The organism is Streptomyces sp. NPDC107517 (assembly GCF_055582645.1).
Genome location: NZ_JBVJPM010000006.1, coordinates 400,717 through 422,154 on the forward strand (window position 1 = coordinate 400,717; position 21,438 = coordinate 422,154).

Annotated in this window: 19 protein-coding genes; 15 read left to right on the forward strand and 4 right to left on the reverse strand. The window is 71.2% G+C overall.

What is annotated here, in order from left to right; genetic code table 11:
- Positions 1 to 113 precede the first annotated feature (113 nt).
- The 5 genes from ACZ67T_RS17785 to ACZ67T_RS17805 are packed head-to-tail and all read left to right on the forward strand — an operon-like array spanning position 114 to position 5,383.
- Positions 114 to 2,126, forward strand: a complete 2,013-nt coding sequence (locus ACZ67T_RS17785) for a CocE/NonD family hydrolase (RefSeq protein WP_469984958.1) — start codon at positions 114 to 116, stop codon at positions 2,124 to 2,126.
- 2 nt (positions 2,127 to 2,128) lie between these two features.
- Positions 2,129 to 3,025: an ABC transporter substrate-binding protein gene (locus ACZ67T_RS17790; RefSeq protein WP_469984960.1), complete on the forward strand. Its 897-nt coding sequence runs from the start codon at positions 2,129 to 2,131 to the stop codon at positions 3,023 to 3,025.
- 17 nt (positions 3,026 to 3,042) lie between these two features.
- Positions 3,043 to 3,996, forward strand: coding sequence for an ABC transporter ATP-binding protein (locus ACZ67T_RS17795; protein WP_469984962.1), 954 nt, complete (start codon positions 3,043 to 3,045; stop codon positions 3,994 to 3,996).
- Positions 3,993 to 4,727 carry an ABC transporter permease gene (locus ACZ67T_RS17800; RefSeq protein WP_469984963.1) on the forward strand — a complete coding sequence of 245 codons (735 nt, stop codon included), beginning with the start codon at positions 3,993 to 3,995 and terminating at the stop codon, positions 4,725 to 4,727. Before ACZ67T_RS17795 ends, ACZ67T_RS17800 begins: the two co-directional genes overlap by 4 nt.
- Positions 4,727 to 5,383, forward strand: a complete 657-nt coding sequence (locus ACZ67T_RS17805) for an ABC transporter permease (protein WP_469984965.1) — start codon at positions 4,727 to 4,729, stop codon at positions 5,381 to 5,383. Before ACZ67T_RS17800 ends, ACZ67T_RS17805 begins: the two co-directional genes overlap by 1 nt.
- 87 nt (positions 5,384 to 5,470) lie before the next feature.
- Here ACZ67T_RS17805 and ACZ67T_RS17810 read toward each other — a convergent pair whose 3' ends face one another.
- Positions 5,471 to 6,076 carry a TIGR03086 family metal-binding protein gene (locus tag ACZ67T_RS17810; protein WP_469984967.1) on the reverse strand — a complete coding sequence of 202 codons (606 nt, stop codon included), beginning with the start codon at positions 6,074 to 6,076 and terminating at the stop codon, positions 5,471 to 5,473.
- A 54-nt stretch (positions 6,077 to 6,130) separates the two neighbouring features.
- Here ACZ67T_RS17810 and ACZ67T_RS17815 point away from each other — a divergent pair, with 54 nt between their 5' ends.
- The gene (locus ACZ67T_RS17815; protein ID WP_469985022.1) at positions 6,131 to 6,565 is read left to right on the forward strand and encodes a MarR family winged helix-turn-helix transcriptional regulator; all 435 of its coding nucleotides are present in this window, start codon (positions 6,131 to 6,133) and stop codon (positions 6,563 to 6,565) included.
- Between the two features lie 5 nt (positions 6,566 to 6,570).
- Here ACZ67T_RS17815 and ACZ67T_RS17820 read toward each other — a convergent pair whose 3' ends face one another.
- Positions 6,571 to 8,085 carry an alpha/beta fold hydrolase gene (locus tag ACZ67T_RS17820; RefSeq protein WP_469984968.1) on the reverse strand — a complete coding sequence of 505 codons (1,515 nt, stop codon included), beginning with the start codon at positions 8,083 to 8,085 and terminating at the stop codon, positions 6,571 to 6,573.
- A 110-nt stretch (positions 8,086 to 8,195) separates the two neighbouring features.
- Between ACZ67T_RS17820 and ACZ67T_RS17825 the strand changes: the two genes are divergently transcribed.
- A complete protein-coding gene (locus tag ACZ67T_RS17825) occupies positions 8,196 to 9,110 on the forward strand; it encodes a helix-turn-helix domain-containing protein (RefSeq protein WP_469985023.1) in 915 nt (304 codons plus the stop codon).
- Between the two features lie 103 nt (positions 9,111 to 9,213).
- Positions 9,214 to 10,113: an aminoglycoside phosphotransferase family protein gene (locus ACZ67T_RS17830; protein ID WP_469984970.1), complete on the forward strand. Its 900-nt coding sequence runs from the start codon at positions 9,214 to 9,216 to the stop codon at positions 10,111 to 10,113.
- Between the two features lie 90 nt (positions 10,114 to 10,203).
- Here the strand turns inward: ACZ67T_RS17830 and ACZ67T_RS17835 are convergent, their stop codons facing one another.
- Positions 10,204 to 10,749 (reverse strand): HAD domain-containing protein, encoded by a 546-nt coding sequence (locus ACZ67T_RS17835; RefSeq protein ID WP_469984971.1) that lies wholly within the window; start codon positions 10,747 to 10,749, stop codon positions 10,204 to 10,206.
- A gap of 58 nt (positions 10,750 to 10,807) precedes the next feature.
- Here ACZ67T_RS17835 and ACZ67T_RS17840 point away from each other — a divergent pair, with 58 nt between their 5' ends.
- A complete protein-coding gene (locus ACZ67T_RS17840; protein WP_469984972.1) occupies positions 10,808 to 11,638 on the forward strand; it encodes a phosphotransferase in 831 nt (276 codons plus the stop codon).
- A 276-nt stretch (positions 11,639 to 11,914) separates the two neighbouring features.
- Entirely contained in the window at positions 11,915 to 12,301 is a 387-nt protein-coding gene (locus ACZ67T_RS17845; protein WP_469984973.1) for a luciferase domain-containing protein, read from the forward strand.
- Positions 12,302 to 12,402: 101 nt separating this feature from the next.
- Here the strand turns inward: ACZ67T_RS17845 and ACZ67T_RS17850 are convergent, their stop codons facing one another.
- Positions 12,403 to 13,473 carry a LacI family DNA-binding transcriptional regulator gene (locus tag ACZ67T_RS17850; RefSeq protein ID WP_469984974.1) on the reverse strand — a complete coding sequence of 357 codons (1,071 nt, stop codon included), beginning with the start codon at positions 13,471 to 13,473 and terminating at the stop codon, positions 12,403 to 12,405.
- A gap of 255 nt (positions 13,474 to 13,728) precedes the next feature.
- Here ACZ67T_RS17850 and ACZ67T_RS17855 point away from each other — a divergent pair, with 255 nt between their 5' ends.
- From ACZ67T_RS17855 to ACZ67T_RS17875, 5 genes are all read left to right on the forward strand, one after another.
- The gene (locus ACZ67T_RS17855; protein WP_469984975.1) at positions 13,729 to 15,021 is read left to right on the forward strand and encodes an ABC transporter substrate-binding protein; all 1,293 of its coding nucleotides are present in this window, start codon (positions 13,729 to 13,731) and stop codon (positions 15,019 to 15,021) included.
- An 18-nt stretch (positions 15,022 to 15,039) separates the two neighbouring features.
- Positions 15,040 to 16,011 carry a carbohydrate ABC transporter permease gene (locus ACZ67T_RS17860; protein ID WP_469984977.1) on the forward strand — a complete coding sequence of 324 codons (972 nt, stop codon included), beginning with the start codon at positions 15,040 to 15,042 and terminating at the stop codon, positions 16,009 to 16,011.
- A complete protein-coding gene (locus tag ACZ67T_RS17865; RefSeq protein WP_469984979.1) occupies positions 16,008 to 16,928 on the forward strand; it encodes a carbohydrate ABC transporter permease in 921 nt (306 codons plus the stop codon). The genes ACZ67T_RS17860 and ACZ67T_RS17865 overlap by 4 nt, the downstream gene beginning before the upstream one ends.
- 60 nt (positions 16,929 to 16,988) lie before the next feature.
- Entirely contained in the window at positions 16,989 to 18,260 is a 1,272-nt protein-coding gene (locus ACZ67T_RS17870; protein WP_469984980.1) for a glycoside hydrolase 5 family protein, read from the forward strand.
- A gap of 119 nt (positions 18,261 to 18,379) precedes the next feature.
- Positions 18,380 to 21,394 (forward strand): alpha-mannosidase, encoded by a 3,015-nt coding sequence (locus ACZ67T_RS17875; RefSeq protein WP_469984982.1) that lies wholly within the window; start codon positions 18,380 to 18,382, stop codon positions 21,392 to 21,394.
- The last annotated feature ends 44 nt before the right edge of the window (positions 21,395 to 21,438 follow it).

Sequence of the window (21,438 nt, forward strand, 5' to 3'; positions counted from 1 at the left end):
GGTAGGGTGCCCAGTCATCCACTACTGAACGGCCGTTGAGTAGTGGTGGGGCGAGCCCTGCCGTCCCGCCCGGACCTGCACATGTGACCTTCGTTCGCGAGGAGTTCTTCACCTTGCCCGACGCACCGTCGAATCTGCTGCGCCACCTCTGGATCCCCCTGGCGGACGGCACGCGGCTCGCCGCCCGCGTGTGGCTGCCCGCCGCTGGGAGCCGCCCCGCCCCCGCGGTCCTCGAGTACATTCCGTACCGCAAGAACGACGCGACCGCGGCCCGCGACAACAGCCTCCACGCCCGCTTCGCCGAGTCCGGCTACGCGGCCGTCCGCGTCGACCTGCGCGGCAGCGGCGACTCGGACGGGCTGATGCTCGACGAGTACGCGCAGCAGGAACTGGCCGACGGTGTCGAGGTGATCGACTGGCTGGCGCGGCAGCCGTGGTGCGACGGGAACGTCGGCATGATCGGCAAGTCCTGGGGCGGTTTCAACGGCCTCCAGATCGCCGCGCTGCGCCCGGCCGCGCTCAAGGCGGTCGTCACGGTCTGCTCGACGGACGACCGTTATGCGGACGACGTCCACTACACCGGGGGCTCGCTGATCGCCTCCGAGATGCTGCCGTGGGCGTCGACCATGCTGGCCTACAACGCCCGCCCCGCCGACCCGGACGTCGTCGGCGACAGCTGGCGCGAGCAGTGGCTGCGGCGGATGGCGGACACCCCCGTGTACGCGGAGGAGTGGGTGCGCCACCAGGCGCGCGACGCGTACTGGAAGCACGGTTCGGTGTGCGAGGACTTCAGTGCGATCCAGGCTCCGGTGCTCGCCGTCGGCGGCTGGTACGACCCGTACTGCGGGGCCGTCCTGCGTCTGCTCGAAGGGCTGAACGTGCCGGTGCGGGGGCTGGTGGGGCCCTGGGCGCACACCTATCCGCACCAGGCCGAGCCCGGTCCCGCGATCGACTTCCACACCGAGGTCGTGCGCTGGTTCGACCAGTTCCTGCGCGGGCGGGACAGCGGCGCCCTGGACGATCCCGCGCTGCGGGTGTGGATGCCCGAGTGGGCGGCGCCCGGCAGCGATCGCGCCGTGCGTCCGGGCCGCTGGGTCGCCGAGGAGAGCTGGCCGTCGCCCCGGATCGAGCGGCGCGCGTACGCCCTGGGCGGCGAGTCGGCGGGAACGGCAGCCGGGACCGATCCGCTGCGTGAGCGTGCCGTTCCCCTCGACAGCACGCGGATGATCGGCACCGCCGGTGGCAGCTGGCTCCAGTTCGGCGACGCGGCAGGTCAGTTCGGTCCGCAGGGCGGTGACGACGGCCTCTCGCACACCTTCACGACCGTCCCGCTCGACGAGAGCGCCGAGATCCTCGGCGTACCGACCGTGACCCTCCGGGTCAGCGCCGACCGCCCGGATGCCCAGCTCGCCGTACGCCTCAACGACGTCGCACCCGACGGCAGTTCACGTCTCGTCACGCGCGGCCTGCTCAACCTCACCCATCGCGACGGCCACGAGGAACCGCAGGCTCTCGAGCCGGGGCGCGCCTACGACGTGACGGTGCCGCTGGTGGCGACCGCGCACTCCTTCGCGCCCGGTCACCGCGTCCGCGTCGCGGTCTCGGCCTCGTACTGGCCCCTGGCCTGGCCCTCGCCGCGGCCCGTCACGGTCACGCTCCACCCGGCGCCGTCGGCCGCACTGCACCTGCCCGTACGCCCGGCGAGCGCCGACGACGCGAAGCTGCGCCCGTACGGAGAGCCCCTGCCGGATCTGCCCGCGCCGCTGCGCCAGTCCCCCGGGGTCACCGGGCGCCGCGTCGAGCACGATCCGGTGAGCGGCACGACCGTCGTCACCCTCCGCGTCGACGACGGCGAGTTCACCGACCTCACGGACGGGGCCTGGCGGCGCACCGACAGCGTCGACCGCTTCACGCTCACCGAAGGCGACCCGCACTCCGCGCTCGTCGAGTGCGAACGCACCGAGGAGGGTGGGCGCGGCGACTGGAGCTGGAAGGTCGTGACGGTCAGTCGCATGACGGCGGACGCAACGGCGTTCACCGTCACGAACACCATCACCGCCCACGAGGGGGACGACCGCGTGTACCACCGCACCACCGATGCCGTGATACCTCGCCGGGGAGTGTGAGCATGCGCCGCCGCACTCTGCTCACCGGCTCCCTCGCCGTCGCGGCCGCCGCCGGGGTGAGCTCGGCGGCCGGCTCCGTCGCGGGCACCGGCCCCGTGATCACCGTCGGCTCGAAGCAGTTCACCGAGTCGTGGGTGATGGGCGAGCTGTACGCCCAGATCCTCACGGCCCGTGGCTTCGAGGTCGTCCTCAAGTCGAACATCGGCAGCGCCGACATCATCGACCGTGCGCTGCGCAGCCACCAGATCGACCTCTATCCCGAGTACACGGGTGTCATCCTGCAGACGTTCGCGATGCCGAAGCGGATGCCGGTCACGGCGCACGGAACGTACGAGGCGGCGAAGAGGTTCGAGGAGGGGCGCGGTCTCACCCTGCTGAGACCCACCCCGTTCCAGAACCGCAACGCCGTCGCCGTGCGCAGCTCCGACGCCCGCAAGTACGGGCTGCGGACCGTCGGCGACCTGCGCCGGATGGGGCGGATCTCCTACGCCGAGTACCCCGACAACATCACGGGCCCGCTCGGCTACGACGCCATCGTCAAGGCGTACCGGCTGTCGAGCATGAAGGTGAGGCCGCTCAACATCGGCCTGCAGTACCCGGCGCTCAAGAACGGTGACGTGGACGCCGCCGACGTCTTCACCACCGACCCCCAGCTACGGCGCTACGACTTCACCGTCCTGGAGGACGACCAGGCGATCTTCGGCTTCCAGAACGTGTCGCCGGTGGTGCGGCGCTCGCTCGTCGAGCGGTACGGCCGCCGGCTCACCGAGCCGCTCGACGCGGTGAACGCGCTGCTCACCGAGAAGGCCATGCAGGCCCTGAACGAGGCCGCCGCCATGATGCGGCTGAGCCCGGCGAAGGTCGCCGACCGATTCCTGCGCGCCAACGACCTGAAGTGACCGAGGAGCCCACGATCATGCAGAGCGCTGCCGACATCGTCTTCGACGCGGCCACCAAGACCTACGCGGGATCCGCCGAACCCGCCGTGGACGCACTGTCCCTGACCGTCCCGGCCGGGGAGATCTGCGTCCTGCTCGGGGCGTCCGGCTGCGGCAAGACGACCGCACTCACCCTCGTCAACCGGCTCACCGAGCTGACCTCCGGCGACATCCGCATCGACGGGCGCAGCATCCGCGACCAGGACGTCATCGAACTGCGCCGCTCGATCGGCTACGTCATCCAGCAGGCGGGGCTCTTCCCGCACATGACGATCGAGGAGAACATCGCGACGGTCCCGCAGGTCCTCGGCTGGAAGCGGTCTCGGACCGCCGACCGCGTCCGCGAACTGCTCGAACTGGTCGGTCTTCCCCACAAGGATTACGCGGACCGCTATCCCGCCCAGCTGTCCGGCGGGCAGCGCCAACGCGTCGGCATCGCACGGGCGTTGGCCGCGGACCCGCCGATCATGCTGATGGACGAGCCGTTCGGCGCGCTGGACCCGGTGACGCGCGAGCACATGCAGGACGAGTTCCTGCGGCTGCACGAACAGGTCCGCAAGACCACGCTGTTCGTGAGCCACGACATCGACGAGGCCGTGCGCATGGGCGACCGCATCGCGATCCTCGCCAAGGGCGGCAGGCTCCTCCAGTACGACTCCCCCGAACGCATCCTGCGCGAGCCCGCCGACGACTACGTGGCGCGTTTCGTCGGCACGGACCGCGGCCTGAAGGCACTGACGCTGCGCAGCCTCGGCGAGCTGAAGCTCGACCCGGCGAGCGGAGACGACGCGGCGTCGCTCCGCACCGGCGACACTCTGCGGACCGCACTGTCGGCGCTGCTCGCGGGGGGCGCCGAGCGGCTGCCGGTCGCGGACGAGTCGGGGAAGACCGTCGGCAGTGTGACCGTGGACCTCATCAGGGAGGCGGCGTGAGTTCCGCCCTGCTCACGGCGGCCGGTCCGCAGCCGGTGATCCCCGACTTCGGAACGGTCAGTTCCTGCGTCCGCGACAATGGCCTGTTCTGCGTCGACTGGTTCACCGCCAACTTCTCCAGCATGTTCGGGCCCGCGCTCGTCCAGCATGTGCGGCTCACGGTGATCGCTGTCGGTGTCGGCTTCCTCATCGCGTTTCCGCTGGCGCTGCTCGCGCACTTCCGGCGCCGTCTGGTGAAGCCGCTCGGCGGTCTGACCTCGTTCCTCTACACGATCCCGCCGATGGCCCTGTTCACGCTGCTCGTCCCGGTGTTCGGCCTCTCCGTCCTCACCGCGGAGATCGCGCTGGTGTCGTACACGCTGATGGTGCTGTTCAAGTCGTCGCTGACGGGCCTCGGTGAGGTGCCGGAGGAGGTGCGGCGGGCGGGCGAGGGCATGGGGCTGACCCGGCGCGAGATCCTCTGGCGCATCGAACTCCCGCTGGCTCTGCCCGCGGTGATCAGCGGGCTGCGCGTGGCGACGGTGACGACGATCAGCGTGGTGGAGGTCGCCGCGTTCATCATCGACCAGGGGCTCGGCTCGCCGATCATCCAGGGCCTTCAGTCGCCGTTCAACACCCAGTTCATCGGGGCCGGGCTGCTGGCCGTCGCTCTCGCGCTGGCGGCGGACGGACTGATCGTGCTGGTGGGACGGCTGCTCACGCCGTGGGCCCGGACGCGGAGGACCGTCTGATGCACACCTTCTTCGCCGGTTTCTCGTTCATGGCCGACCACTTCGGGCTCCTGGCCGACCGCACGGTGGACCATCTGAAGCTCTCGGCCGCTGCCGTCGCGGTGGCGCTCGTCCTCGCCCTCCCGCTCGGCGTGTGGCTCGGCCACCGCGGCAAGGGCTCCTTCCTCACGGTGAGCATTTCCAACATCGGCCGTGCGCTGCCGTCGCTGGCGCTCATCGCGATCTTCCTCGGGCTGCTCGGCATCGGATTCGTCAATGTGATGACGGCACTGGTGGTGATGGCGGTCCCACCGGTGCTCACCCACGCGTACCTCTCGGTGGAGCAGGTGGACCCGGATCTGGTGCGCGCCGGGCGCGGCATGGGCCTGACGGAGTGGCAGATCGTCACCCGCATCGAACTGCCCCTGGCCCTGCCGGTGCTCTTCACCGGCATCAGGATCGCGGCGGTGTACGTCATCTCCAGCGCGACCCTGGCCGCGGTCGCCGGCGGCGGCGGACTCGGCGACATCATCCTGAACCAGGTGTCGTACGGCCTGTCGGGAGTGATCGCCGCCGCTCTGTGGGTGGCGGTCCTGGCGCTGGCCGCGGACGCCCTGTTCGGAGCGCTGCGCAATCGGCTCACCCCGCGCGGGGTCCGCGCGGGACGGAGCGTGTGACCGGCGCACCGCTGTCGGGCCGAACACTCGGCACGGCGGAGCGAACGCGTCCATGTGGGGCAGGTATGGATCCACCGAGGTGACGGGCTAGGCGGGGGCCGACTGCCATGACGGGAAGCGGCCCAGGAGCGCGACGATCTCGTCGAGCGGGGAGCCGCCGTCGGCCGCGACCGCCGGCGCGAAGGCCGCACGGGGGCCGAGGCGCGCCTCGCCTCCGGGCACCACCCGCGCCACGGCGAGCGCCGCATCGAGGAGTTCGGGGTCGAACGTCACCGTGTGCCCCAGCGTCCGTGCCACGTCCCAGGAGTGCACGACGTAGTCGACGAGGTGGAAACTGACGGCCTGCTCTCCCGGGAACGGTCCGCCGTCGCGGATCTCCGGGAGCGGGAACGCCCGCTGCGTCACCCCGTCGACGGCGAAGGCCTCCAGGACGTGCTGGGCAGCCGCGCGGTACGCCCCGACGGGGTCGTCCCCCAGGGGACGCGGCTGCCACAGCGCGATGTCCGCCTCCGCGCGCGAGGCCGCGGCGAATCCGTAGTGCTGCGCGGCCATGTGACCGAGCAGGTCACGCAACGTCCACCCGGCGCACGGCGTCGGCCTGAACAGGTCCCCAGCAGTCGCCCGCGCCACCATGTCGACGCTCGTACGCACCGCTTCCGCGTCGAGCGCGACCAGATCCTTATTCGTAGGCATACGCTTATGATCTGCTGACGCCTATCACATGTCAACGTCTATCATCGGCGCGTGATGGCCAAGAACGGCGGACGGCGCGACCTCGCCGCGATGCTGCAGCCCCTGGTGCGGTCCCTCATCGCCGCCGAGCTGCCGGTGCTCGCGTCGCACGGGATCTCGATGTGGGGATACGTCGTCCTCAGCGCCCTGGACGACGGCCCGGTCCGCACGCAGGCCGCGCTCGCGGCGGCCATCGGCGCCGACAAGACCCGGATCATCTCCACGCTGGACACGTTGCAGGAGAACGGGCTGATCTCCCGCACGCCGGACCCGCACGACCGCCGGGTCCGACTCCTCTCCCTCACCGACGACGGCCGGCGCCTGCGCAGGTCCGCGCAGGCCGACATCCACGCCCACGAGGACGAACTCCTGGCCCGGCTCCCCGCGGCCGACCGTCGCGTCTTCCTCGACTCGGTCCGCACCCTGACCCAGGATGCGGACACCCCCTGACACCCCTAGTCGGCCCCTGCCCCCAGGTGTCCGAGCACCGCGCGCACCGCCCGTTCCACCGCCTCGCGTGACGCGTCGGTGGGGTCGACCGTCTCGAAGCCGTGGTGTCCGAGCGGCACATCGATCACCTCGACCGCGGCGCCGCAGTCCGCTGCCGCGGACACGAACTCCTCGACCGTCACGGCGATTTCAGGGCGTTCGAGCCCCACCCGCGTCAGCACGATCGGCAACTGCCCCGCACCACGGACCGCCGCCGCCGGGCGGAACCGGCTGTCACTGAGCCCCCAGCCCGGCAGCGGCGCGAGGATCGGGTACGAGGCCGCCACGCACCGCAGCCACGGCGGCGGCGCCGCTAGCCAGTCGGCCGACAGGAGCCCGCCGGCGGACAGGAACCACAGCGCGACCCGGGCGCTGTCGACCCGTGGATCGGCCCGCACGAAATCGATCGCCCCGGCGATGTCGTCGGCGGCCGGCGCGTACGCCGTCAGTTCGTGGAGCCGGTGGTCCACCGTCACGCCGACGGCGCCCAGGCTCGCCACGTACTGGGCGTAGCCGACGAAGGCGGGCCAGTCACGCGGTGTCGGGCGGGCGCCGGCCGGAACCGGCCCGCCGTGCACGAAGACCACGGCGGGCCGGGGGCCGTCGGCATCGGGCAGATGCAGATCGACGCGGCCCGTCCGCTCCCGGGGTCGCTCCTTGACGTCCATGAGGAACGGCCGTAGATGCGTGGGCTGTTCGCGCCCGGTGACGGACACCTGGTGCCCCTCCCCCGCGGCGGCCCGGAGCAGGACGTCCACGAGCTCGCGGGGAGCGGAGAGCATCGGCCAGTGCCCGGTGTCGAGTTCGAAGAAGCTGACGCCCGCGTCGGCGAGGGCCTGGGACGCGGGATCGCCCATGGCCACCATCGACTCGACCACGGCGATGCTCGATCCGTTGGCCCGGCACAGGACACCGGCCGTCGGCAGCTCGTCGCCCGCGCCGGACAGACGCAGCGGCTGGGTGAGCGTGGCCAGAGGCTGAGGAGCGGCCTTTTCGGTCAGGCGTTCCAGCGCCTCGGCCGTGAGACCGGCGACGCTGCCCCAGCGCTGCCACTCCACCACCACGGGCGCGGGCAGCGTCCCGGCGCCGCTTTCCTCGGACAGGGTCAGCACGCGCTCGCGCACCGTCCGGTCGGGCACCAGTGTGAGGGCCGGGTCGCCGTCCTGGGGGATGCCGACGTCCACCTGGACGATCCTGGTGATCCGTTCGGGCCGCCGGTGCGCGGCGCCGCGCACCGGGTGAGTGCCGTAGCAGTGGCCGACGAGGACCACGTCCTGCGCCTCGACCCGGTCGATCAGCCGCACCAGTTCCTCGATGTGCGTCTCCAGATCCACGCCCTGCCCCGTCGGACGACCGCCGCCGTCCATGCCCGCGAGCGTCACCTCGTACGCACGCTCCCCCGCGTCCCTCAGCCCGGCGGCCACCTCCCGCCATATCCAGCCGCCGGTGTGGGCCCCCGCCACCAGGATGAATGCCGTCATGCCCGTCTCCTCCCACGCCATCGTCCACAAACGGCCGCACCGGCCGTCCACGCTCGCCGGTACCGTAGGAACTCCCCCTGAGGGAGGTTCAAGCCGTGTCCGCCGACAGCATGTGGTCCATCGGGGAGCTCGCCGAACGCGCGGGCGTCACCGTCAAGACGGTCCGCTTCTACTCGGACCGCGGCCTGCTGCCCGAAGGGCCCCGCAGTACGGGCGGCCATCGCCGGTACGGGCCCCAGGCGCTCGACCGGCTCCGTGTCATCCGCTCCCTGCGCGCGCTCGGCCTGCCGCTGCCGGACGTGAGCCGCGTGCTGGGTGAACAGGGCGCGCTGGACGACGCTCTTGAGGACGTCGTCGCGGCGCAGTTGCGGGACATCGGCTCCCAACTGGCCGCGCTGCGCTGGCGGGAGGCCGCGCTTCAGCTGCTCCAGGACTGCACGCCCGCCGAGCGCACCGAGCGGCTGCTGCTCGTCGGCGCGATGTCGGCCCCGCCCAGCACGGCCGCACCGGCCCGGTTCTGGCGCCGGTGGCTGCCGCTGCGGATGCCCGCCCGAGTCGTCTCCGCCGTCCTCGAACAGGCCGTACCGCAGCTTCCGGAGGACCCGACTCCGGCCCATGTCCTGGCCTTCGCCCGGCTGCACGCGTTCACCTCGCGCTCGTGCGAGGGCGGCGACCGCGGCCAGCCGGCAGCGCACCGGACCGACAAGGGATTCCGCCCCGGGGTGCTCTACGAAGGGCTCAGCGAGGCCCACGCTCTGGCGTCGCCGCACCTGCGAGACCAGCAGTCGCCGCACGAGGGCGAGGCACTGGACTGCTTCGTCTCCGCCCACGCGGCCTCGCGGGGCGTACCCGACACCCCCGCCTTCCGCCGGGCGCTCAGCCGTGTGCTGGCCGCCGATCCGCGTATCGACCACTACTGGCAGCTCGTCGCCGAACTGACCGGTCCTGCGCGGCCGACGCCCGGCGCCGCCCACGACTGGCTCTGCGCCGCGCTCGACGCCCAGGTCGAGCGTCGGGCCACGTAGGGGCGGGCAGTCATCGGCGGATAATCGCTTGGGCCGTCGGCGCCCGCTTCCGTATCTTGGCGCAACGGCCGACGCGCCATGCGGCTCTACACGAAAGGCTTCCATGTGCCCTCGTAGGTTGCGGCCCGAAGAGGCGGACATCGACGCCTCGTTGGTGCGCAGGCTCGTCGACGCGCAGTTCCCCGATTGGGCCGGGCTGCCGCTCACCGAGGTCATCTCGGCGGGTACGTCGAACGCCATGTACCGCCTCGGCGAGGACATGGCCGTGCGACTCCCCCGCCTTGCGGGCCCCGCGCAGGACGTGGACAAGGAGCACCGGTGGCTTCCCCTCCTCGCCGGAGCGCTCCCCTTCGCCATCCCGACGCCCTTGGGCAAGGGCACTGCCGGCGAGGGCTACCCGTGGCCGTGGTCCGTGTACCGCTGGCTCGACGGCGCCAACCCCGCTCCGGAGCGCATCCACGAACCGGCCCTGCTGGCCGCGGACTTGGCGGAGTTCGTCTCCGTACTCCGGCGTGTCGACCCCACCGGCGGCCCTGCTTCCTACCGCAGCGAGCCGCTGGCTGAGCGGGACGAGGTGACGCGTGCGGCGATCCGTGAGCTGCGGGCGGAGCTGGACGGTGACGCGGCGGCCGCCGTCTGGGAGTCGGCCCTGCGGGCACAGGAGTGGGCCGGGCCCGCCGTGTGGATCCACGCGGATCTGCAGCCCGGGAACGTGCTCGTCGCGGACGGCCGGCTCAGCGCCGTCATCGACTTCGGCTGTCTGGGCCTCGGTGACCCCGCGGTCGACCTCATCGCGGCCTGGTACCTGCTGCCCGCCGGTGCGCGCGAGGTCTTCCGGACCGGCTCGGGCTCGGACGACGACGCCTGGGCACGGGGCCGCGGCTGGGCCCTGTCGGTCGCCCTCCTGGAGCTCCGGTACTACCGGGAGAGCAATCCGGTGATGGCCTCCGTCGCCCGCCATGTCATCGCGGAACTTCTCACCGACGACACGGCGGCGGCCTGACGATCCGTCCTGACCACGCACCGACAGCGCCCCGGATCGGTCCGCAGCGGCGCGCGACCACGGTCGAGGCAGGCGCGCTCACCGCGCGGATCAGTCGGCAGCCGCGCGCAACCACTCGTCGAGGAAGGCGAAGTCCGCCTCGGTGAGGCCCCGTCGAGGGTCTACGCGATGCAGCAGGGCGCGTTCCGGGTGATGTGCGAAGACCCAGGCACGGTCGATGTCGGTGATCTCGTCGTCGACCCATGCGAAGGGACGGCCCCGCGCCTGGCCGACCAGGGCGCGGGTCTTCCAGTGCAGGCCACGCACGCCGTGCCGTTCGTCGCGGCCGTCCCGAACCGGCGGGTCGGGCCAGTCCACCACCGGCAGCGGCGGCAGCCCGAGGAGCGGGGCGACGCAGTCGTTCGCCTCGTCCATCCAGGTCGTCGCCCAGACCAGCTGGCACGGGAGCGCCGCGAGCCGGGGGCCGTACGCGGGGTTGATCCTGGCCAGCAGGGGGTTCAGGTCGGCGCCCAGCGGGTCGGGGCATCCTGGCCGGGTCATCGGATACGTGCGGTAGCACTCCGGCGGCCCGCCGAACGGAATCAGCGGCCCGTCGATGTCGAGGAAGAGTAGCGGAAGGTGCTCGGAACCGGTCACTTCAGCACCGTAGCGACTCGGGCACCCCGCCCGCGGTCACGCCGCTAGTGTGACGGGCATGACTGGGGACACGGGGCCTGCGGACAGCCACGAACTGGTGGGCGGCATGGTGAACGCGGGCGCGGTCTTCCGGCGGGGCGACGTGGTCGAGCGGCCGGCGCCGCCGAATGTCCGGGCGCTCCACGCCTACCTCGCGGCGCTGAGGCACCAGGGATTCGACGCGGCTCCGGTGCCGGTCGGCGTCCGTGCCGACGGGCGTGAGCAGTTGGGGTTCGTTCCCGGTTCCGTGGCCGTCCCGCCGTTTCCGCGGTGGGCCATGTCGCAGACCTCGCTCCGGTCCGTCGGCGTCCTGCTGAGGCGCCTGCACGAGGCGAGTGCGCGCGTCGCGGTGGACGCGTCCGCCGGCTGGGCCGGGGCGCTGGCCGATCCCGAGGGCGGAACGATGCTGTGCCACAACGATGTGTGCCCGCAGAACGTCGTCTTCCGGGACGGCCGCGCCGTGGCCCTGATCGACTTCGACCAGGCGGCCCCGGGGCGCCCGGTCTGGGATGTCGCGATGACCGCCGGCTACTGGGTCCCGATGCTGGACCCCGAGTCCGCGGCCCCGCTCTATCCGGCACTTGACCCCTCTCACGCGGGGGACGCCCCGGGCCGGCTGCGGCTGCTCGCGGACAGTTACGGGCTCTCGCCGCGGGAGCGCGCCGCATTGCCCGAGGTCGTCGAACAGGCCGCCGCGGTGTGCCGGGCGTTCGTCACCCGGCGCGTGGCCGACGGGGACCCCGCCTACGTCCAGGCGCTGCGCGACCGCGGCGGCTGGGAGCGCTGGGACCGGATCCAGTCGTGGCTCAGTGCCGGGCGCGAGGCGTTCACGACGGCCCTGCTCGCCTGACCGCGTTCCGGGTGCGAGGCGTTCACGGCAGCCCTGCCCGCCTCGCCCCCGCGCGCGGCACGCGCCCCCTTCCGCCCCCCCGTGAGGTGTCCGAAACCAGTGATTAATCAAGCGGGTGGTGAATAGGGCTGGTTGACGGGGTGAAGAGTGCGCAACCATGTGCACATGACCGCGGCCCATCGCGCCATGACCCAGCTGGAGTCCTGGCCGAACCTGGTAAGTGGCTCTCCCCGGTGCGCCGTTGGGCGCGCCTTCGGGACAGCAGCGTGCGACATCGTGCATTTCCATGCCAATGATGCGGCAGATCTGTACCTCACCCGGCCGGCGGTCGAACGCCTCCTTCCGCTGTTGCGCGACAGCACCGCGATCCGGGTGCGCCCCGGCGCCTCGTGGATCACTGTGCTGCTCGACTGCGACGACGATGTGGCGCTCCTGCTGACGCTCATCAGCGTGGCGCTCAAGGAACATGAAGCGTTCGCGGTGCCCGAGGAGGAGTGCGCCGGGCCCCGCACCTCCCGTACGGCTTCGCCCTGCGACTGGGAACCACGGGCGATCCCTTCGCCGCGCGCCCCCGGCCCCACGCCACCTTCCGGCCCCGCTCACCACGGCCGCGTCCACGACGCGTGGAAGGCCGTCGGACGGATGCTGCCGCACGGCCACTGACGAGAGCGATGCCGGGGTGCGCAGGCTGAATCCGAGACAGGCACTCAGCAGATTCCGTCGCCCGCCGGTCAGGCGCCTCCGCCGTGACGCGCCTGCGCCCGTCAGTCGCCCCTGCCCACCACGGCCTCAGCGCCCCGCGCCGCCCCCGTGCTGTCGCGCTCGATCAGGCGCGGCAGCGGCACCTGGACCGTCCGCGACGGGCCTCCGTCCAGGAGTGCCGTCAGTTCCTGGGCCGCGGTGCGGCCGAACTGGACCGTGTCGCGGGACAGTGCCGACAGCCAGGGCTTGACCATGCGGCACAGCGGGGAGTCCTCCCAGGCCACCACCGAGACGTCGCCGGGCACCGAGAAACCCAGCTCACCGGCGGCGGCGACCCCGGCGACGGCCATCACGTCGTTGTCGTAGACGAGCGCGGTCGGGGGTGTGCCGCCCTCCATGACGCGGCGCGTGACCGCGGCGCCCTCCGCGTCCGAGTAGTCCGTGGTCACGGAGCGCACCTCGGTCAGGCCACGGCGCTCGGCCTCGGCGCTCAGGGTGCGGATGCGCCGCTCGGTGTGCGCGAGGCCCGGCAGGCCTGCGATGTGGACGATACGGCGGTGCCCGAGCGCGTACAGCTCGTCGACGACCGACGCCATCGCTCCGGCGTCGTCCGCCCACACCGTCGACATGCCGGGGTGCTCCGCGTCGGGCACTCCGCCGATCACCACGGCGGGCAGCCCGAGTTCGTCGAGGAGCGCGGGGCGCGGGTCGGCCGTGCGGGGGTCGACGACGAGCACGCCGTCCACGCGGTGCTCGGCCCACCAGCGCCGGTAGACGGCGCACTCCGCCTCGACGTCCTCGACCACTTGGAACAGCAGGCCGAGGTGACGCTCCGCCAGGACTTCCTGTATGCCGGAGATGAGCTGGAGGAAGAACGAGTCCACGCCCAGCGTGTCCGCCGGGCGTGCCACGACCAGGCCGACCGTGGCCGCGCCTTCGCCGGACAGGGCGCGGGCCGCCGTGCTGGGCCGCCAGCCGAGTTGCTCGGCCACCCGCCGCACCCGGTCGCGGGTCACCTCGGAGACTCCTGGCCGGTCGTTGAGCGCGAAGGACACGGCGCTCTCCGAGACACCCGCCCTGAGCGCGATGTCCTTCATGGTCGGTCGGCGCGCGGGAGACCGCTTGGCTGGCACAGCTGCCCCTTTCCCCGTGGAACCCCGGTGGGTTGCCCCGGCCAGCCTAGCGCATCCGGCGGGACACTAATGCGCTTGAGTTCAAGACCCTAAAGCGCATTAGTTTCGTGCACAAAAGGTCTACTCCACCGCCCTGACCTGCTATTCTTCCAGACAACCCTCAGCAGTTTCAGAGAATGCATTGACTTTTTCCTTGATCGCAATGCAGGGTCTGCACGGCAACATTCGACGCCGCCGCAAAGGAGCCGTGTCACCGTGCCCATCTCTCGCAGAGCACTAGCCGCTGCCGCCGCCATCGCTGTCGTCCTGCCGCTGAGCGCGTGCGGTTCCGGGGGTGACGCCGGCGGCTCGACGGACGCCTCGGGCAAGATCGAAGGCAGCATCACGTTCCAGACGTGGAACCTCAGGGCCAACTTCAAGCCGTACTTCGACGGCCTGGTCAAGGACTTCGAGAAGAAGTACCCCGGCACGCACGTGAAGTGGATCGACCAGCCGGGCGAGGGCTACGCCGACAAGATCAGCGCGGATGCCGCCGGCGGCACGCTGCCCGACGTCGTCAATGTCTCCCCCGACCTCGTCGCCCCGCTCGCCAAGGCCGGCCTCGCGCTCGACCTCGACAAGGCGGCGCCGAAATACAAGAAGGAGTACCTGCCGGGGGCCTGGGCGAGCCACCGGATACCGGGCATGGACGGCACGTACGCCTTCCCCTGGTACCTCAACACCGGGCCGCTGTTCTACAACAAGAGCCTGTTCAAGAAGGCCGGACTCGACGCGTCGCAGCCCCCGAAGACGTACGACGCGCTCTTCGACGACGCGCTCCGGCTCGCGAAGAAGAGCAAGGGCACGGTGGCCACGCTCGCGAACGTCCCCACCATCGAGGACTTCGGCCGCTACGGCGCTCCGCTCATGAACAAGGAGGGCACCGGCTTCGCGTTCAACGACGCCAAGGGTGTCGAACTCCTCACGAAGTACAAGGAGCTGTACGACGCGAAGGCGCTCGACCCGCAGGCGCTGACCGCGACGCCCGAGTCGACCGGCAAGAAGTTCCTGACCGGGGCCGTGGCGATGAACCCGGGCAGCGCGCTCGACCTGTCGAAGTTCAAGAAGGAAGCACCCAGCCTCTACAGGAACATAGGGATCACGGACCAGATCACCAGCACCGGCAAGGTGAACATGTACGTGATGGGCGTGATGGTGAACTCGCGATCCAAGCAGAAGCCCGCGGCCGTGGCGTTCGCGCACTACGTCACCGACGCGCAGCACCAGATGGAGTTCGCCAAGAAGGTCGCCATCTTCCCGAGCACCGCGGGCTCCCTGGACGACCCGTACTTCACGAAGCAGGACGGCTCGGACGAGACACGGGTGCGGATCGCCGCGGCGGACTCGCTGAAGTCCGCGGTCAACTACACGCCGGTCCTGTTCAGCGAGCAGATGAAGACCGAGCTGCGGAACTCCGTCGCCAAGGCCCTCCAGGGCAAGGAGAGCCCCAAGACCGCTCTTGACAACGCTGTCAAGGCCTGCGACCGGCTGCTCCAGCAGCAGGGCTGAGCACCGGAGCCGTACACCATGACGAGTCCCCTTCCGACCGTGAAGACCGCCGCCGAGACCTCGGCGAACGCAGAGGTGACGCGACCCGCGAAGCTCTCGGGCGAGCGGCCGGGCCCCCGCGTCCGGCGCCATCTGCCCACCAGCCCCTGGCTGTTCGCCGCTCCCGGGCTGCTGGTCGTCGCCGTCTTCATCCTGTACCCGTTCGTCTCCACCGTGGTCAACTCCTTCACCGACCGGCGAACCCTGATCCCCGGTGAGTTCGTGGGCCTGGCCAACTTCCGGGAACTGCTGCACGACGACATGTTCTGGACGGGGCTGCGCAACAGCGTCCTGTACATGGTCGGGGTCGTCCCCGCCCTCGTACTCCTACCGCTGCTGCTCGCCCTCCTCGTCCAGAAGAACATCCCGGGCATCACCTTCTTCCGGTCGGCCTTCTACACGCCGGTGGTCGCGTCCATCGTCGTGGTCGGCCTGATCTGGGTGTGGATGCTGGACGAGCGCGGCCTGGTGAACTCGGTTCTCGAAGCCGTGGGGATCGGCAGGGTCGGGTTTCTCAGCAACCAGTGGCTGCTCCTGCTGAGCGCCATGGCCGTCACGGTCTGGAAGGGTCTCGGCTACTACATGATCATTTACCTGGCGGCACTGGCCAACGTGCCGCGCGAACTGCACGAGGCCGCCTCGGTGGACGGTGCGGGCGCGGTGCGCCGCTTCTTCACCGTCACCGTGCCCGCCGTGCGCTCCACCATGGTCCTCGTCGCCGCGCTCTCCTCGGTCGCCGCCTTCAAGGTGTTCTCCGAGGTCTATCTGATGGCGGGGCCGAACGGTGGCCCCGCGGGCGAGGACACCACGCTCGTGATGCTCGTGCAGCGCACCGGCACGGGCCTGACCGGCCGGGTCGGCTACGCCTCGGCGATCTCCGTCGTCGTCTTCGTCGTCACCGTCGCGCTGATGCTGCTCGTGCTCCGCGCCGACCGGAAGGAGGACGTGTGAGCGTCACCGAGGACGTCCGCGCCACAACAGCCTCGGATCCGGGGCCCGTTCGGCGCCGACGTGCACCGCGCGTCACCGACGAGAACGGCCGGCGCATCCGGGTCTGGGAGCTCGTACTGCGCTACGCGCTGCTGCTCGCCGTGCTCGCGATCACCGTCGGGCCCTTCCTCTGGCAGCTGTCCACCTCCCTCAAGGGGACGCACGAGGACATCTTCAGCTCCCCGCCGAAGTTCCTGCCGGGCGATCCCACTCTCCACAACTACGAGCGCGTCGCCGACACCATCCCCGTCTGGGACTATGCCTTCAACTCCCTGAAGGTCGCCACCGCCGACGTGGTCACCAACTGCGTCGGCTCCGCTCTCGCGGGCTACGCGCTCGCCCGGCTGCGCTACCGCGGCCGCAAGACCGCCACCCTCGTATTCATCCTCGCGATGCTGGTGCCCGTCGAGAGCATCGTCATCGCGCAGTTCACGACGATGCGCGAACTCGGCCTCAACAACACGCTCGTCGGCGTGGTCCTGCCGGGCTGCATCGCCGCCATGAACGTCCTGCTGATGCGCAACGCGTTCCTCAACCTGCCCTACGAGATCGAGGAGGCGGCCTACGTCGACGGGGCGAATGCCTGGCAGCGGTTCCTGCGGATCGCTCTGCCGTCCGTGAAGGGCACCCTCGCGGTCGTCGCGATCTTCGCCTTCATGGGCGCCTGGGACGACTTCCTGTGGCCGCTGATCGTGCTCAGCGACCCGGCGAAGTTCACCCTCACCATCGGCCTGAACTATCTGCACGGCACCTTCGCCAACGACGAGCGGATCGTCGCGGCCGGCACGATCATCGCCGTCGCACCGCTGATCATCCTCTTCGCCTGCCTCCAGCGGTACTTCTTCCGCGGGGTCGGCGAGGGAGCCGTCAAGGGCTGACGCCCGCACCGCGGACACCTCTCACCGAGGCCCCCACGTACCACAGAACCAGGACTCCGCATGACTGCTGCCGTGCGCTTCGGCGTCAACTACACCCCCAGCCAGAGGTGGTTCCACCACTGGCTCGACTTCGACCTCGACGCCGTGCGCGCCGATCTCGACTCGATCGCCGCGCTGGGCCTCGACCACATCCGGGTGTTCCCGCTGTGGCCGTACTTCCAGCCCAACCGCACGCTGATCCGTCCGCGAGCCGTCGAGCAGCTCGTCCAGCTCGCCGACGCGGCGGCCGAGCGCGGCCTCGACGTGAACGTGGACGGCCTGCAAGGGCATCTGTCGAGCTTCGACTTCCTGCCCGCGTGGACGCGGACGTGGCACCGGCGGAACCTCTTCACCGACCCTGATGTGGTCGAGGGCCAGGAGGCGTATCTGCGCACGCTCGCCGGGGCGCTCGCCGACCGGCCCAATTTCATCGGCATGACGATCGGCAACGAGGTCAACCAGTTCGCGGCGGGCCCGCACCCCGATCCGGACCGCATCACACAGGAACAGGCCGGGAGTTGGCTGCGCCGTGTGCTCGCCGCGTGCGAGGATGGCGCGCCGGGGCGGACCCATCTGCACGCCTCGTACGACGCCGCCTGGTACCAGGACGACCAGCCGTTCACGCCCGCGCACTCCGCGCGGCTCGGCGCGCTCACCGCGGTGCACTCGTGGGTGTTCAACGGTACGGCGCAGCGCCACGGCCGCACCGGGACGGCCACCGAGCACCATGCCGCGTACCTCGTCGAGCTGTCCAAGGCCTGGGCCGGCGATCCGCACCGGCCCGTCTGGCTGCAGGAGGTCGGCGCGCCCGCGCCGCTCGTCCCGGCCGGGCACGCGGCGCACTTCACCGAGGCCACCGTCGAGAACGCGCTCGACTGCCCGGACCTGTGGGGCGTGACGTGGTGGTGCTCGCACGACGTCAGCCGTGATCTCGCCGACTTTCCCGACCTCGAGTACAGCCTCGGCCTGTTGACGAGCGAGCGGCGGCCGAAACCCGCGGCGAAGGCCCTCGCCCGCATCGTCGCGGACCGGCGCGCACATCCCCGTACACCCGCGCCGCGCACCACCGCGCTGGTCGTCGACGCCGGTGACGACGAGGCCGCCCCGAACCGCTCGGTGTGTGCCCCCGGCGGCGCCGTCTTCGAGGCGTTCGCCCGGCTCACGGCCGACGGGGCCCGGCCCACCACGGTGCTCGCCGGCCGTGCCCACGACAAGGAACATCTGGTGGCGCGCGGCATCACCGAAGTGGTCACACCGGACCACGTCACACGCACCGTCGGCACGGCTCCGTAACCGGTCGAAACCCCGATGCGACCGCACGATTCGAGGTGCGCCGCGTCGGGGAGTTGTACAGCGTCCCGCCCGCCCCGCCTCGTGAACACCCGCACCTCGAACCTTACGGAGTACCCCTCATGCATGACGACCGCACCCTGGTCGAAGCCCGTCTCAAGCGCGTCCTCGACGAGCGCATCCGACCCGCCGTCTACCCCGAGTCCGTGCCGCTGGAGGTCGCGGTGTGGAACGCGCCGGGCGAGCCGGTGCCGGTCGAAGAAGGGCTCGCGGCGACGCCCGAGCCGATCGCGGTGGGCGCGCGCTGGGGCGCTCCGTGGGCCACCTGCTGGTTCCGCGTCACCGGGACCGTGCCCGAGGCCTGGGCGGGCCGGACCGTCGAGGCGATCCTCGACCTCGGCTTCGACGAGAACATGCCCGGCTTCCAGTGCGAGGGCCTGGTCTACCGCCCGGACGGCACTCCGGTGAAGGGCCTCAACCCGCGCAACCAGTGGGTGCGTGTCGGCGCCCCGGTGGAGGGCGGCGAGGAGGTCCGCCTGCACATCGAGGCGGCGTCCAACCCGGTCATCCTCGACTACCACCCCTTCCTGCCCACGCAGTTGGGCGACAAGGAGACCGCGGGCAGCGAGCCGCAGTACACGCTGACGAGGATGGATCTCGCGGTCCTCGACGAGACCGTGTGGCAGCTCGTCATGGATCTCGAAGTGCTCGGCGAGCTGATGGCCGAGCTGCCGACGGAGTCCGCGCGGCGCTACGACATCCTGCGCGCCGTGGAGCGCGCGCTCGACGCGGTCGATCTCCAGGACGTGAACGGCACGGCGGCCGCCGCCCGCGAGCGGCTGACGGGCGTCCTGGCCGCGCCCGCCGTGCCGTCGGCCCACCGCATCAGCGCCGTCGGCCACGCGCACATCGACTCTGCGTGGCTGTGGCCGCTGCGTGAGACGGTGCGCAAGGTGGCGCGGACGACGTCCAACATGACGGCGCTCCTGGAGGACGAGCCCGACTTCGTCTTCGCCATGTCGCAGGCCCAGCAGTGGGCGTGGGTCAAGGAGCACCGGCCCGAGGTGTGGGCGCGGGTGAAGAAGGCGGTCGCCGACGGGCGGTTCGTGCCGGCGGGCGGCATGTGGGTGGAGTCGGACACCAACATGCCGGGCTCGGAGGCGATGGCCCGTCAGTTCGTCCACGGCAAGCGGTTCTTCCTCGACGAGTTCGGGATCGAGAACGACGAGGCGTGGCTGCCCGACACGTTCGGGTTCGCCGCGGGCCTGCCGCAGATCATCAAGGCCGCGGGCTCCAAGTGGCTGCTCACGCAGAAGATTTCGTGGTCGCAGACCAACAAGTTCCCCCACCACACGTTCCAGTGGGAGGGCATCGACGGCACCCGGATCTTCACGCACTTCCCGCCCGTGGACACGTACAACTGCTCCATGAAGGGCAGCGAGATCGCCCACGCGGCGAAGAACTTCAAGGACAAGGGGGTCGCCCGGCACTCGCTCGCGCCGACCGGCTGGGGTGACGGGGGCGGCGGCACGACGCGCGAGATGGTCGCGAAGGCGGCCCGCCTCCGTGACCTCGAAGGGTCCGCGCAGGTGGCGTGGGAGACGCCGGAGGAGTTCTTCAAGAAGGCGGAGGCCGAGTACCCGAACCCGCCGGTCTGGGTCGGCGAGCTCTACCTCGAACTCCACCGCGCCACGCTCACCAGCCAGGCCAGGACGAAGCAGGGCAACCGGCGCAGCGAGCACCTCCTGCGCGAGGCCGAGCTGTGGGCTGCGACCGCGGCGGTGCGGGCCGGATTTGCCTACCCCTATGAGGAGTTGGACCGGATCTGGAAGACGGTGCTGCTGCACCAGTTCCACGACATCCTGCCCGGCTCGTCGATCGCCTGGGTGCACCGCGAGGCGCGCAGGACGTACGAGCGGGTCGCGAACGAGCTGGACGGCATCATCGGCGCGGCCCAACGCGCCCTGGCCGGCGAGGGCTCCGGGACTCTCGTCTTCAACTCGGCGCCGCACGCCCGCGACGGCGTGCCCGCGGGTGGCGCCCGTAACCCGGTCGTCGAGGGCGAGGCCGCGATCGCTTCGCGCGCGGCGGGCGGATTCGTCCTGGACAACGGGCTGCTGAGGGTGGAGATCGACGACCGGGGCCTGGTCGTGTCCGCGTACGACCTCGTCGCGGGCCGCGAGACCGTGGCGCCGGGCCGGGCCGCGAACCTGCTCCAGATCCACCCGGACTTCCCGAACATGTGGGACGCGTGGGACGTCGACGAGTTCTACCGCAATACGGTGACGGATCTCGTGGACGCCGACGAGGTGGCCCCCGGCGAGGGCGCGTCGGTGCGCATCGTGCGCAGCTTCGGAGACTCGCGCGTCACGCAGGTCCTCTCGCTGACGGCGGGTGAGCGGCGGCTCGGCATCGACACGGAGGTCGACTGGCACGAGACGGAGAAGTTCCTGAAGCTGGCGTTCCCGCTGGACATCCACGCCGAGCGGTATGCGTCCGAGACGCAGTTCGGGCACTTCTTCCGGCCCACGCACACCAACACCAGCTGGGAGGCGGCCAAGTTCGAGGCGTGCAACCACCGGTTCGTGCACGTCGAGGAGCCCGGCTGGGGCGTCTGCCTCGTCAACGACTCGACGTACGGCCATGACGTGACGCGGACCGTGCGGGACAGCGACTCGGGCACGACGACCACCGTCCGGGTCTCGCTGCTGCGCGCGCCGCGCTTCCCCGACCCCGAGACCGACCAGGGAGTGCACCGCTTCCGGCACGCGCTGGTGCCGGGCGCGGCGATCGGCGACGCGGTCCGCGAGGGCTACCGGATCAACCTGCCGGAGCGGCACGTGACCGGCTCCGGGGAGGTCGCTCCGCTGGTGGGTGTCGACCAGGACGCGGTCGTCGTGACGGCGGTCAAGCTGGCCGACGACGGCAGCGGCGACGTGGTGGTCCGCTTCCACGAGTCCCGCGGCGGCCGGGTGCGCGCCACGCTCACGGCGGGCTTCGAGGTCGCGGCCGCGGCGGCGACGGACCTCCTGGAGCGTCCGCTCGCCGACGCGGCGGACCCGGAGCGCGACGGCGACCGGATCACCCTGTCGCTGCGCCCCTTCGAGCTGGTGACGCTGCGTCTGAAGCGGGTCTGAGCCGGCGTCGTCGCCCGGTGGGCCGGTCACGCAACCGGCCCACC